Origin of the sequence: Pseudomonas sp. NCHU5216 (assembly GCF_052156495.1) — a bacterium.
Lineage (GTDB): Bacteria > Pseudomonadota > Gammaproteobacteria > Pseudomonadales > Pseudomonadaceae > Aquipseudomonas.
This window is the reverse complement of record NZ_JBQLIX010000005.1, coordinates 166,160-180,126: the sequence shown is the minus strand read 5'-3', so window position 1 is coordinate 180,126 and position 13,967 is coordinate 166,160. Positions and strand designations below refer to the sequence as shown.

Here is a 13,967-nt window from a genome sequence, read left to right as displayed (position 1 = left end):
GCCATCCTTCTGTCCATCCTGCTCGCCTGGCTGATCACCCGCAGCCTCGTGCTGCAGCTCGGCGGCGAACCTGGCTACGCCGCCGAAGTGGTGACCCGTATCGCCGAAGGTGACCTGCGCATGCAGATCAATACCCGCCCAGGCGACACCAGCAGCATGCTGGCCGCGATCCACAACATGTCGCAACGTCTGGCGCAGATCATCGCCGAGGTACGTAGCAACGCCGATGCCCTGACCAGCGCCTCCGAAGAAATCTCCGCCACCGCCCAGAGCATGAGCCAGGCCGCCTCCGAACAGGCCGCCTCGGTGGAGGAAACCAGTGCCTCGATGGAGCAGATGTCCGCCTCCATCGCGCAGAACACCGAGAATGCGCGCATCACCGACGGCATGGCGAGCAAGGCCAGCGGCGAGGCCAGCGAAGGCGGCCAGGCGGTCAAGGAAACCGTGCGCGCGATGAAGACCATCGCCGACAAGATCGGCATCGTCGACGACATCGCCTATCAGACCAACCTGCTGGCACTCAACGCCGCCATCGAGGCCGCCCGTGCCGGCGAGCACGGCAAGGGCTTCGCCGTGGTGGCTGCCGAGGTGCGCAAGCTGGCCGAACGCAGCCAGGTGGCGGCGCAGGAAATCGGCGAAGTGGCCAAGTCCAGCGTGCAACTGGCCGAGCGCGCCGGCACCCTGCTCGACGAGATCGTGCCTTCCATCGCCAAGACCTCCGACCTGGTGCAGGAGATCGCCGCGGCCTCCGAAGAGCAGAGTTCGGGTGTCGGTCAGATCAGCTCGGCGATGAACCAGCTCAACGAAATCACCCAGCAGAACGCCTCCTCGTCCGAAGAGCTGGCCGCCACCGCCGAGGAGATGAGCGGCCAGGCCGAGCAACTGCAGCAACTTATGGAGTTCTTCAAGCTCAACAACACGGCAGGCGTACGCAGCCCGCAACGCCAAGCCCAGCCCTCACGCCCAAGCCATGCGCCGCGCCACGCCTATGCCGATGACGACGCTGGCGCGCCCATGGCCGGTGGCCTGCCGGCCGGTTACGTGCGTTTTCAGGAGTAAGCGATGGCCACTGCCAACGCCGCCGGCCAGTACCTGACCTTCACCCTGGCGCAGGAACTGTTCGCCGTCGATATCCATGCCGTACGCGAGATCATCGAGTACGGCCAGCTCACCAGCGTGCCGATGATGCCGCCGAGCATCCTCGGCGTGATCAACCTGCGCGGTGCGGTGGTGCCGGTCATCGACCTCGGCCTGCGCTTCGGTGGCCAGGCCACCGCCATCGGCCCGCGCACCTGCATCGTCATCCTCGAAATCGCCACCGCCGAGGGGCTGCGGGTGATCGGCATGGTGGTCGATGCGGTCAACGAGGTGCTGGAGCTGAGCAGCGACCAGATCGAACCGGCGCCCAGCTTCGGCAAGCGTATCCGCGCCGACTTCATTCGCGGCATGGGCAAGCTGAACGAGCGCCTGGTGGTGCTGCTGGAGGTCGGCAAGGTACTTTCCGACGACGAAATCGCCCTGCTCGACCAGGCCGGCGCGCAATCCGGCCCGGCGCGATCGGATTCATGAGCGGCGCCACGACCATCAGCCTGAGTGATCGCGAGTTCGCCCAATTTCGCCAACTGATCTACGACATCGCCGGTATCAGCCTGTCCGAAACCAAGAAACCCCTGGTCGCCGGGCGACTGAGCAGGCGCCTGCGCGAATTCGAGCTCGACAGCTACGGCGACTACCTCCGTCTGCTGAACCAGAGCCCGGCGGAACTGCAGATCTGCGTCGACCTGCTGACCACCAACGAGACCTATTTCTTCCGCGAGCCCAAGCACTTCGACTTTCTCCGTGAGCGCCTGAGCGAGCCCGGATTCGTGCCCAGTGGCCGCCCCTTGCGCATCTGGAGCGGTGCCTGCTCCAGTGGCGAGGAGCCCTACAGCATCGCCCTGCTGCTGGCCGACGTACTGGGCGACAAGCCCTGGGAAATCCTCGCCTCGGACATCAGCCAACGGGTGCTGGAACGTGCCCGCGCCGGTGTCTATGACCTGCAAGACAGCGAAAACATCCCCAGGCACATGCTGGTACGCCACTGCCTCCGTGGCGTGGGCGCCAACGAGGGCACCTTGCTGATCGACCCCGCACTGCGCCGCCGCGTGCGTTTCGAGCAGATCAACCTGAACAACACGCTACCGGAGACCGGCCAGTTCGACGTGATCTTCCTGCGCAACGTGATGATCTACTTCGACGGCGACACCAAGCGCCAGGTGGTCAAACGCCTGACCAGCCGTCTGCGCCCTGGTGGTTACTTCATCATCAGCCACTCGGAAAGCCTCAACGGCATCGATGACAGGCTCAAGGCCGTGAAACCTTCGATCTACCGCAACCCCGATGCCTAGGCCCGTCACGACCCATGACGTCTATCTGAACCCCGGCGAGCAGCACTTCGCGGGGGCCGGCACCCGTATTCGCACCTTGCTGGGCTCCTGCGTCGCCCTGGTGTTCTGGCACCCACGCCATCGCCTGGGCGGCATGTGTCACTACATGCTGCCAACCCGTGGCCTGCCCGGCCTGCCACTGGACGGGCGCTACGCCGACGAGGCCATGCTCCTGTTGTTCAAGGCCATGACTGCCCATGGCACGCGCCCCAGCGAGTATCACCTGCGCATCTTCGGTGGCGGCAACATGTTTCCCGCCCTGCAGCCACGAGCCAAGAGCCACATCGGCCAGCAGAACGTCGACATGGCTCATAAGCTTATTGCCCAGCATGGGCTGGTGAGTCATGGCGAACTCGTCGGTGGTACCAGCCACCTGCACCTGTTATTCGATATCTGGAGCGGCCAGTTGGCACTGAAACGGTCTTCTCGCCCGACGGACAACGGCGCTCCCCATGGAATCCAACCCAGATGAAACCCATCAAAGTGATGATCGTCGACGACTCGGCCGTGGTTCGCCAGGTACTGGCGTCGGTACTGGCCGCCGACCCGGCCATCGAAGTGCTCGGCACGGCGGCCGATCCGCTGTTCGCCCTGAGCAAGATGGAGCGACAATGGCCTGACGTGATCGTGCTCGACGTGGAAATGCCACGCATGGACGGCATCACCTTCCTGAAAAAACTCATGGCCGAGCGCCCCACGCCCGTGGTGATCTGCTCCACCCTCACCGAGAAAGGCGCCAGTACCACCATGCAGGCCATGGCCGCAGGCGCGGTGAGCATCGTCACCAAGCCGCAGATGAACCTGAGCAAGTTCCTGGTCAATGCCAGCGACGACCTGCTCGGTGCGGTCAAGGCAGCCGCGCGAGCCAACCTGCGTCAGCTCAAGAGCAGAGCCCCGGTCACGCCCAAGCTCGGCGCCGATGCCGTGCTAGCGGCGGCCGAGGGCAGCGCCATGGCGCGCACCACCGAGCGTGTCGTGGCCATCGGCACCTCAACCGGCGGCACCCAGGCCCTGGAATACGTGCTCACCGCTCTGCCGCGCGTGTGCCCGGGCATCGTCATCGTCCAGCACATGCCCGAGCGTTTCACCGCCGCCTTCGCCGAACGCCTCAACGGCCTGTGCCAGATCGAGGTGCTCGAAGCCCGCCATGGCGACCGCGTCATCCCCGGTCGCGCCCTGATCGCCCCGGGTGGGCGGCACATGCTGCTCAAGCGCAGCGGCGCGCAGTACCTGGTCGATGTGGTCGACGGCCCGCCGGTCAGCCGGCACAAACCCTCGGTGGACGTGCTGTTTCGCTCCACTGCCCGTGCAGCGGGCGCCAATGCCACCGGCATCATCATGACCGGCATGGGTGACGACGGCGCCCGGGGCCTGCGCGAGATGCACGAGGCCGGCGCCTATACCCTCGGCCAGGACGAGGCCAGTTGCGTGGTCTACGGCATGCCCAAGGAGGCGATGAAGCTCGGTGCGGTCAGCCGCGAGATTCCCCTGGAGCAGATACCGGGCCATATCCTGCGCAGTTGAGCGACGGCTCGGGCAGGCGACCGTCGAACGCGACTTGAGGAAAATTGACCCATACTGGGAAGATCAGTCACCGGGGGAACACCGTGAAGGATCATCACGCGAGAAATGCCCTGCTCGAAGCGACCTGGCGCTCAGCCCCTCTTGGCCTCGGCCTGCTCGGCCTGGACGGTCATCTGCGCCATGCCAACCCCGCGCTGCTGGAACTGTTGGGCGCCAATGTGCAACTGCCCTCGCTCGAACCGCTGGTGCACTGGCTGCACCCACAGGACAAGGACGCCTTCGACTACGCCTGCGAGCGCGCCAGGCGCCAGCAGACGGACATCCCCTGCGGGGAACTGCGGCTCAACTGCCGACAGGAAGGCTATCGGTGGCTGCGCACCAGCGTCTGCTGGATACCGGAGACCGAGACCAGTGCCGCCCACCTGTTGATACGCTTCACCCCGGCACGCTCGACCCAGGAGCGCGCCGAGCAGGTCTACCTGCTCAGCTCCGCCCTCGACTACACCGCCGATGGCGCCCTGCTGCTCGACGAAGACCTGCACATCCAGTACCTCAACGACGCCGCCAGTCGCCTGCTCGGCCAGGGCCACCAGTATCTGGTGGGACAAGGTATCGAATATGCCCTGCCGCCGCTGGCCAAGCACGACGAGCCGACCTTGCGCGAACTGGTGCAACAGCAACAGAGCGTCCAACTGAAGCTGAGCAACCCCGTCGACGGCGCCCACTACCACGTCTTGGTGAAGTTCACCCGCTTCCACTACGACCGGCGTGGCTACAGCCTTGCGGTGCTGCACGATCTCACCGAGCAGCAGCGCCTGACCGACACCCTGCAGCAGAATGAACGTCAGTTCCGCGCCCTGATCGAAAACACCCCCGACGCCATCGGGCGCCTGAGCCCCGACTTCCGCCTGCTCTATGCCAACCCGGCCCTCGTGGCCCTGTGCCGCATGCCCCTGGTCGAGGCCAGGGGTCGCCCCGCACGGGATGCCTTCGGCGATAGCGCGCAGGTCGACATCCTCGCCGAAATGACGCGGGAAGTTGCCCGCAGTGGCGTTTCCCTCGAGGAAGAGCTGATCCTTGGCCTCGACGCCCCTGCCGACCAGCAACAGCACTATCTGGTACGCCTGGTGCCCGAGCGCGACGACAGCGGCGAGATCGTCAGCATCCTCTCCCTGGCCCGCGACATCACCAATATCCGCAAGGCCGAGCGGCGTCTGGCCGAGAGCAACCAGCAACTGCGCGAGCTGACCTCGCGCCGGGAATCGGCCCGCGAAGAAGAACGCAAGCTGATCGCACGGGAAATCCATGACGAACTGGGCCAGCACCTGACGGCCCTGCGCATGGGTATTTCCATGCTGCATCTGCAGTTCGGGGCCCAGGCGCCGGGCCTGAACGAGGCCGTGGATGGCCTGATGGGCCTGTGCGACCGCACCATCCAGGTGGTGCGCTCCATCGCCACCAGCCTGCGCCCGGCGGTGCTCAACATGGGCCTGTACCCCGCCCTGCAATGGCTGATCAGCGAGTTTCGCCAGCACAGCCGGATCGAGTGCGAACTGACCACCCATAGCGACGAACCGCCCCTCACCGACGACCAGGCCACCACGGCCTTTCGCATCGTCCAGGAGGCCCTGAACAATGTCGGCCGCCACTCCGGCGCCAGCCGCGCCGTGGTCAGCCTGGAGCATGTCGATGGCGTCTGTCGCCTGGACATCACCGACAACGGATGCGGCTTCGACCAGGCCTCGGCCGGCAAGCGCTCGCTGGGGCTCGCCGGCATGCGCGAACGCGGCATCAGCCTGGGTGGCGAAGTGGTCATTTTCAGCCATCCTGGGCAAGGCACCACCGTACAGGCAACCTTACCCATCAAGTCCAAGCGGAATACCCCATGACGCGCATCATGATCGCTGACGATCACACCATCATGCGCAATGGCCTCAAGCAACTGATCGAATTCGACAGTGGCCTGCAGGTCGTCGCGGAAGCTGAAAACGGCGGCCAGGTACTGGAAAACCTGCGCCATATCGAGGTCGACCTGGTGTTGCTGGACATGAGCATGCCTGGCATCAGCGGCGAGGATCTCATCGCCCGCATCCGCAGCCACTACGAGAAGCTACCGATCCTGGTGCTGAGCATGCACAACGAAGCGCAGATCGCCCAACGCGCCCTGCGCGCTGGCGCCAGCGGCTATCTGACCAAGGATCACAATGCCGAAACCCTGCTCGCGGTCATCAACAAGGTGGCCAAAGGCGGTCGTTATCTGGATCCGCGCATTGCCGAACAACTGGCGTTCGCCAATGCCGAGCAGCGTGACAGCGGCCTGGACAGCCTTTCGGATCGGGAATTCCAGGTGCTGCGCCTGCTCGCCGATGGTTTGAGCGTCAACCAGATCGCCGAGCGCCTGGCCATCAGCAACAAGACCGTCAGCACGCACAAGACCCGCCTGATGGAAAAGATGGGCTTCAACTCCAACGCCGACATCATTCGCTTCGCGCTGACGGAGCAATTGTCCCGGTAGCAGGGCGTTGATAAAGGTTCATCGTGGAGTCTCGGGGAAGTCGGCCTGATAGCGGATTGGCAAGGTTGTGTGTTGGCGTGTTGGTTGCTCTTGTGTCTGTTCCGGATTGCCGCGTTTTTGCTGGTGTCTTTGGTTTCGCCCTCCCGGGCGAGTCACTTTTGCCCCGGATGGCCGGCCCGACAAAAGTCACCAAAACCCTCCGCCCGATCATCCGGCCCTGGCTGCGCCAGGGTTCGCTCACTCCATCGCCGTTCCAGAGGCCCGACCGGATGCGGCCCACCGACGGTGGGCCATCCCTGGCCCATCGCGGCTCTCGGCTTTGGCATCCTGCGTCGCTCTACCTCCTGCATCCATGCAGTCGTCGCGACATCCATGTCGCTCAACCTCTTCCACGACGACTCCGTTCGCCCTCCTGGGCGGGCTCTGCACGCGCCTGAACCCTAGGTAACCCCCTGTCCCAACGGCGTACTGCTTCGCGAGTACGCCCTACGCCGATGCTTGGCAGCCGTAGGGCGGACTCAGGAGCGCCAGCGAACAGTCCGCCGGGCCAAGCCCAGACCGGCACCACGGCTCACGCCCAATACTCCCAACGGCGTACTGCTTCCGAGCGGCCGGCGTCCCGGTACGCCCGCGAATGAAACTATTGGTTTAATCCGATGCCCCATCGCGACTTCACAGCGACCAGAACACGCCGGGCATATCTTGGAATTTCGGTTCGTTCAGGCGCGCGAATGGCCCCTTCAGGAGGGTGAGTGGAATCGTTGCGCAGAGGGGCGAGCCGCAGGGATGCGGCGAGAGGCGTAATGGGCCAGGGATGGCCCATGTACGCCGACCCTCGGAGCGACGATGGAGCGAACGAACCCCGGCGCAGCCGGGGCCGGATGGCGGGGCCAAGCCTTTTTGCCTTCTTTTGTGGCGTTTGACAAAAGAAGGTCGCCGGGGGGCGAAACGGGAGATATCAGCAGAACGCCGATAAGTAGCTCGAACACCGAAAATAAACGAAACCAACACACAACTTCGCCACCCCGGCACCACGACAGCTCCCTCAAACAAGAAGAACCTGGAAAACCTTAGGCGACGACTGCACGAATGCAGGAGGTAGAACGACGCAGGCAGCCAACGCCAAGATCGCCTTCAACGGCCCCTAGGAAAATCCCTACAAAGAAACAGAGTGTCCCTAGGCCATCATCGGGAACTGACGATGCCCCGCTCGCCGCGCATACGCCATTCTGAAAGCCATGAACGGGCCATACGCGCCCAGCCATGCTTCCCGATGGAGTGTGAAGGTGACCTCTCAGACGACTGCCCCACGAACCCCCTGGCTGCCAACCATCCTGGCCGGCCTTGGCTGCCTGTCGCTGGCCTGGCTGGTGCTGCAGTTTCCCAGCTACTACTGGCTGCTGGCCGCCGTGCTGCCTGCCGCCCTGGTGCATCTCAGCCTGCGCGGCCTGAGCGGCCAGCACGCCAAGGCCATCGCCCTGGCTCACGAGCAGGGACTCGCGCTGGGCCAGGCGCAGGAGGCCAAGCGTCATGTCGAGGGTCTGGATGACCTCTGCCGCCTGCTGTCACCGGTCTGGTCGCAGCAGATCGAAGCGGCACGCCAGCACACCGAGACGGCCATCGAATCACTCAGCGCCCGCTTCACCCAACTGGCCCAACGCATCAGTGCGGTGATCAGTGCCGACCAGCAGGGCGACGAGCAGTCGCTGCTCGGCCTGCTGGGCAGCAGCGAGCGCGAACTGGAAGAGATCGTCAGCCAGTTGCGCCAGGCCCTGAGCAGCAAGGAAACCCTGCTGGCCGAAGTGGTCAGCCTCAGCGGCTACACCAGCCAACTGCGCGCCATGGCCAAGGAGGTGGGCGACGTCGCCAAGCAGACCAACCTGCTGGCCCTCAACGCCGCCATCGAAGCCGCACGCGCCGGCGAGGCCGGGCGTGGCTTTGCCGTGGTCGCCGACGAAGTGCGCAAGCTTTCCACCCTCTCCGAAGCCACCGGCAAGCGCATCGACGACACCATCGAGACCGTCAGCGCGGCCATCGAGCGCACCCTGCAGGTTTCCAACGAGCACTCCGACCGTGACGCCCACACCCTGAAAAATGCCAGCGAGGTCATTCGCCAGCTCATCGATGACCTGCGCGGCAGCGCCACTCGCCTGGTCGAGCACGGCTCGGTGCTGCACCAGGAAAACCAGGCCGTCGGCGCGGAAATCTCCGAGGTGCTGGTGGCGCTGCAGTTCCAGGATCGGGTCAGCCAGATGCTCGGCCACATGCGTGACGACATCCAGCGCCTGGGCCTGCACCTGAGCGAGCCCTGCGAGCGAGTCGACGCCCGCACCTGGCTCGACGAGCTGTCGCACAGCTACACCATGCCCGAGCAGCATGCCATCCATCAGGGCCGTAGCGTCGGCAAAGCCGACACCGCCTCCGACATCACCTTCTTCTGAGGACACGCCTCATGGCCAAGACCATTCTCATCGTCGACGACTCCGCCTCCATCCGCCAGGTGGTGGGCATGACCCTCAAGGGCGCCGGCTACGACGTCATCGAAGGCTGCGACGGCAAAGACGCCTTGACCAAGCTCGACGGGCGCAAGGTGCACCTGATCATCAGCGACGTGAACATGCCGAACATGGACGGCATCACCTTCCTCAAGAACGTCAAGCAGCTACCCAACTACAAGTTCACCCCCGTGATCATGCTCACCACCGAGGCGGGTGATGCGAAGAAGAGCGAAGGCCAGGCGGCCGGCGCCAAGGCCTGGGTGGTCAAGCCCTTTCAGCCGGCACAGATGCTGACGGCCGTTTCCAAACTGATCCTGCCCTGAGTCAGGAGGTCCACCATGCACGCCACACCCAACAGCACTGCTCCGCAGAAACTGGATCTCGATGGAGCGCTGAGCATCTACACCGCAGCCGATACCAAGCCTCGCTTGCATTCGGCCTTGCAAGGAACGCTTGCGCTGCAAATCGACCTGAGCGCCGTCGATGAATTCGACTGTGCAGGGCTGCAACTGCTGCTGGCCACCTGCGAGCAGGCCCGGCGCATGGATATCGACCTGCATTTCACTGGCGTCAGCCCTGTCGTGGCCGAGCTGTTCAAGCTCGCTGGGCTGGGTGAGCAGCTACTCGCTCAGGAGAGCAAGCAATGAACCTCGACAGCATCATCGGCACCTTCATCGCCGAGAGCCAGGAGCTGCTGCTGCAGATGGAAGACGCCCTGCTGCAGATCGAGCACAGCCCCGATGACCCGGAGCTGATCAATGCCATCTTCCGCGCGGCTCACACCATCAAGGGCTCGGCCGGGCTGTTCGGCTTCGACGGCATCGTCGCCTTCACCCATGTCGCCGAAAGCGTGCTCGACCGCGTGCGCGGCGGTGAATTGCATCTCGACGCCGAGATGATCGCCCTGCTGCTCAAGGCCGGTGATCACCTCGCCGGCTTGATCCGCCATCTCGCCGCCGAAGGCGACCTGGCGCACCTGCCGCAAAGCGTGCATGACAACGACCGCGAACTGGTCACGGCCCTCGGCCGCTACCTGCAAACCGAGCCCGCAGCCCAGCAGTCCATGCAGCCGGCCGCCGCTGCCCCGGCAGCGAGCACGGCCGGCGGCAGCGAGCACTGGCACCTGTCGCTGCGCTTCGGCCCCGACACCCTGCGCAATGGCATGGATCCGCTGGCCTTCATTCGCTACCTGGGCACCCTCGGCCAGGTGCTGCACATCGAGACGGTGCTCGATCACCTGCCTGTGCTCGAGGCGCTGGATCCGGAAACCTGCTACCTGGGCCTGGAAGTCAGCTTCGCCAGCGACGCCGAGCCGAGCGCCATCGAAGGCGCCTTCGAGTTCGTCCGCGAGGACGGCAGCATTCGCCTGCTGCCGCCGGGCAGCAGCCTGGGCGACTTCCAGACGCTGCTGCAGGAGCGCGCTGACGAAGGCCCGGCACAGCTCGAGCGCCTGCTGCGCTGCACGGGCCTGAGCCGCGAGGAACTGAGCACCAGCGTCGCCGTACCGAGCGACCTGGAAACACCCGCAGCGACCGAGAGCAGCGTCCCGGCCGCGGCCAGCGAAACACGCGCCAGCAGCGGCAAGGAGATGGCTCGCAGCAATGGCGACGCCAACCTGATCCGCGTCGATGCGACCAAGCTCGACCAGTTGATCAACCTGGTCGGCGAGCTGATCATCGCCGGCGCCAATACCCGCATGCTGGCCCAACGCAGTGGCCTGAGCGAAATGGGTGAGTCCGCCGAGACCCTCTCACGCTTGGTCGAGGAGGTGCGCGACAGCGCCCTGACCCTGCGCATGGTGCAGATCGGCGCCACCTTCAACCGCTTCCAGCGCGTGGTGCGCGACGTCTCCAAGGAGCTGGGCAAGGACATCGTGCTGCAGGTCAGCGGTGGTGACACCGAGCTGGACAAGACAGTGGTGGAAAAGATCGGCGATCCGCTCACCCATCTGGTGCGCAATGCCATGGATCATGGCATCGAGCCCGCCGAGGTGCGCCGTGCCGCTGGCAAGCCGCTGCAGGGCGTGGTGCGCCTCAATGCCTACCACGAGGCCGGCGGCATCCTCATCGAAGTCTCCGACGACGGTGGCGGCCTCAACCCGCAGAAAATCCTGGCCAAGGCCACCCAACGCGGCCTGATCAGCGAAGGCCAGCAGCTCACGGACAAGGAGATCTTCAACCTGATCTTCGAGCCGGGCTTCTCCACCGCCGAGCAGATCAGCAACCTCTCTGGCCGTGGCGTCGGCATGGACGTGGTCAAGCGCAACATCACTGCCCTGCGCGGCACCGTCGAGCTGGACAGCAAGCTGGGCCAGGGCACCTGCGTGCGCATCCGCCTGCCGCTGACCCTGGCCATCATCGATGGCTTCCTCATCGGTGTCGGCCAGGCCAGCTACGTGGTGCCGCTGGACATGGTGGAGGAATGCATCGAGCTGCCCAGCGAAGAGATCGCCGGGCAGCAGCACCTGGATCTACGCGGCAACGTGCTGCCCTTCATCCGCCTGCGGCAGATGTTCGATGACCAGAGCCAGCCGCCGCGCCGCGAGAACGTGGTGGTGGTGAGCTACGCCGGCGTGCGTGCCGGGCTGGTGGTCGACCAGTTGCTCGGCGAATTCCAGACCGTGATCAAGCCCCTGGGCAAGGTGTTCTGCCAGGTGCCGGCGCTGAGCGGCTTCACCATTCTCGGCAGCGGCGCCGTTGCCCTGATCCTCGATATCCCAGGCCTGCTGGCCGAAGTCACGCAACACGGCGGAGCGCGAACCGTCACCCAGTCCAATCAACTGAGGAGTACCGTGCAATGAACCTCTCCATTCGTATCGCGGCTCTGCTCGCAACCGCCATCCTCCCCCTGCTGATCCTGGCATTCGGTCTGGCGGCCAGCGTGGCCATGCCCCTCGCCATCCTGACGGCCCTGGCCGTGGTCATCCAGGGCCTGCTGCTGCAGCGCAGCCTGCAGTCACTGGGCGCGGAGCCTCAGGCTTTGCTCGAATTCGCCGGGCAACTGGCGCGCGGCGAAGTCAGCCGCCAGCCACAGCCATCGGCCACGACTGGCTCGCTGCAGGGGCACCTGCAACAGATCGCCGGCCAACTTGGCGGGCTTGCGCAGAACCTGCGTCAGGTCAGCGATGAACACGCCCGTGGCGATATCGATGTGATTCTCGATACCCGTCTTCCCGGCCTCTATGGCGAAGTGGCTCAAGGCATCAACGCCCTGGTGGCCAGCCATATCGAGGTGAAGAAAAAGGCCATGGCCTGCGTACGCTCGATCGCCGATGGCGACCTGCGCGCACCGCTGGAGCAATTCCCCGGCAAGAAGGCCTTCATCAACGACAACATCGAGACCCTGCGGCGCAATATCGCTGGCCTGATGAGCGAGATGCGCCACATGTCCGACGAGCATGACAAGGGCGATATCGACGTGGTCATCGATGCCGCGCGCTTCCCGGGCAGTTATGCCGAGATCGCCCAGGGCATCAACGCCATGGTCGCCGGCCACATCAGCGTGAAGAAGAAGGCCATGTTCTGCGTCAGATCCATCGCCGAAGGGGATCTCGAAGCGCCGCTGGAGCAGTTCCCCGGCAAGAAAGCCTTCATCAACGACATCATCGAAACCCTGCGTGGCAACCTCTCCGGCCTGATGAGCGAAATGCGCCACATGTCCGAGGAGCACGACAAGGGTGATATCGATGTGATGATCGACGCCTCGCACTTCCAAGGCAGCTATGCCGAGATCGCCCAGGGTATCAACGCCATGGTCGCCGGCCATATCAGCGTGAAGAAGAAGGCCATGGCCTGCATCAAGGCCTTCAGCGAAGGCGACCTCAAGGCGCCCTTGGAGCAGTTCCCTGGCAAGAAGGCCTTCATCAACGACAACATCGAGACTCTGCGCCGCAACGTTCTGGCGCTGATCGAAGACACTCAGATGCTCAGCCAGGCCGCACTCGACGGGCGCCTCGATACCCGTGCCGACGCCAGCCTTCATCAGGGCGACTTCCGCCGCATCGTCGAGGGCATCAACGACACCCTGGAAGCCATCATTTCCCCGCTGCGCGAAGCCATGAACGTGATCGCCGGCCTGGCCGAAGGCGACCTGACCCAGACCATGGAGGGCCATTACAAGGGGCATCTCGCCGACCTGCAGCAATCGCTCAATGCCACGGTGAACAAGCTGGCCGACATCATCAGCCAGGTGCACCAGTCCACCAGCATGCTCAACAGTGCCGCCGAGGAAATCTCCTCCACTGCGCAGAGCCTCAGCCATGCGGCCTCCAGCCAGGCTGCCTCGGTCGAGGAAACCAGCGCGGCGATGGAGCAGATGTCCGCTTCGATCGCGCAGAACACCGAAAACGCCAAGATCACCGACGGCATGGCCGGCAAGGCCTCCTGCGAGGCCAGCGAAGGCGGCCAGGCCGTGCGCGACACCGTGGCGGCGATGAAGACCATCGCCGACAAGATCGGCATCGTCGACGACATCGCCTACCAGACCAACCTGCTGGCGCTCAATGCCGCCATCGAAGCGGCCCGTGCCGGCGAGCATGGCAAGGGCTTCGCCGTGGTCGCCGCCGAAGTGCGCAAACTGGCCGAACGCAGCCAGGTCGCTGCGCAGGAGATCAGCGAAGTGGCCAAGAGCAGTGTGTCGCTGGCCGAGCGCGCCGGCACCCTGCTCGACCACATGCTGCCGTCGATCTCCAAGACCTCCGACCTGGTGCAGGAAATCGCCGCCGCCTCCGAGGAGCAGAACACCGGCGTCAACCAGATCAGCTCAGCCATGACCCAGCTCAGCGACATCACCCAGCAGAACGCGGCCGCCTCCGAGGAGCTGGCCGCCACCTCCGAGGAGATGACCGGGCAATCGATGAACCTGCAGAACCTGATGCAGTTCTTCCAACTGTCCAGCCACAGCAAAGCGGCCAGCGTCGTGAAGACCGCAGCGACCGTACGCAGTGCCAAGCCGGCTCAGGCCGATGAACAGGAAAGCGGCTTCATCCGCTTCGGGAGCTGAGTC

General features: G+C 64.7%; 11 protein-coding genes and 1 pseudogene. All 12 read left to right on the top strand.

The features are described from left to right. Positions 1-18 precede the first annotated feature (18 nt). Positions 19-1,059, top strand: a pseudogene (locus ACSVIK_RS06340) (methyl-accepting chemotaxis protein); the annotation flags it as partial. 3 nt (positions 1,060-1,062) lie between these two features. Beyond that, positions 1,063-1,569 (top strand): chemotaxis protein CheW, encoded by a 507-nt coding sequence (locus tag ACSVIK_RS06335; protein WP_442443515.1) that lies wholly within the window; start codon positions 1,063-1,065, stop codon positions 1,567-1,569. Beyond that, on the top strand, positions 1,566-2,387 hold the full coding sequence (locus ACSVIK_RS06330) for a CheR family methyltransferase (protein WP_442443514.1): 822 nt from the start codon (positions 1,566-1,568) through the stop codon (positions 2,385-2,387). The genes ACSVIK_RS06335 and ACSVIK_RS06330 overlap by 4 nt, the downstream gene beginning before the upstream one ends. Continuing rightward, a complete protein-coding gene (locus ACSVIK_RS06325; RefSeq protein WP_442443513.1) occupies positions 2,380-2,898 on the top strand; it encodes a chemotaxis protein CheD in 519 nt (172 codons plus the stop codon). Before ACSVIK_RS06330 ends, ACSVIK_RS06325 begins: the two co-directional genes overlap by 8 nt. Then, positions 2,895-3,950 (top strand): protein-glutamate methylesterase/protein-glutamine glutaminase, encoded by a 1,056-nt coding sequence (locus tag ACSVIK_RS06320; RefSeq protein ID WP_442443512.1) that lies wholly within the window; start codon positions 2,895-2,897, stop codon positions 3,948-3,950. The genes ACSVIK_RS06325 and ACSVIK_RS06320 overlap by 4 nt, the downstream gene beginning before the upstream one ends. Before the next feature lie 83 nt (positions 3,951-4,033). Continuing rightward, complete coding sequence (locus ACSVIK_RS06315; protein ID WP_442443511.1) at positions 4,034-5,839, top strand: PAS domain-containing sensor histidine kinase; 1,806 nt, start codon at positions 4,034-4,036, stop codon at positions 5,837-5,839. After that, entirely contained in the window at positions 5,836-6,465 is a 630-nt protein-coding gene (locus ACSVIK_RS06310; protein WP_442443510.1) for a response regulator, read from the top strand. Before ACSVIK_RS06315 ends, ACSVIK_RS06310 begins: the two co-directional genes overlap by 4 nt. A 1,238-nt stretch (positions 6,466-7,703) precedes the next feature. Continuing rightward, positions 7,704-8,906 carry a methyl-accepting chemotaxis protein gene (locus tag ACSVIK_RS06305; RefSeq protein ID WP_442443509.1) on the top strand — a complete coding sequence of 401 codons (1,203 nt, stop codon included), beginning with the start codon at positions 7,704-7,706 and terminating at the stop codon, positions 8,904-8,906. Positions 8,907-8,917: 11 nt separating this feature from the next. Further along, on the top strand, positions 8,918-9,286 hold the full coding sequence (locus ACSVIK_RS06300) for a response regulator (RefSeq protein WP_277373094.1): 369 nt from the start codon (positions 8,918-8,920) through the stop codon (positions 9,284-9,286). 15 nt (positions 9,287-9,301) lie between these two features. After that, positions 9,302-9,610, top strand: coding sequence for an STAS domain-containing protein (locus ACSVIK_RS06295; protein ID WP_442443508.1), 309 nt, complete (start codon positions 9,302-9,304; stop codon positions 9,608-9,610). Then, positions 9,607-11,763, top strand: coding sequence for a chemotaxis protein CheA (locus ACSVIK_RS06290; RefSeq protein WP_442443507.1), 2,157 nt, complete (start codon positions 9,607-9,609; stop codon positions 11,761-11,763). Before ACSVIK_RS06295 ends, ACSVIK_RS06290 begins: the two co-directional genes overlap by 4 nt. Before the next feature lie 86 nt (positions 11,764-11,849). Next, complete coding sequence (locus tag ACSVIK_RS06285) at positions 11,850-13,964, top strand: methyl-accepting chemotaxis protein (protein ID WP_442443552.1); 2,115 nt, start codon at positions 11,850-11,852, stop codon at positions 13,962-13,964. The last annotated feature ends 3 nt before the right edge of the window (positions 13,965-13,967 follow it).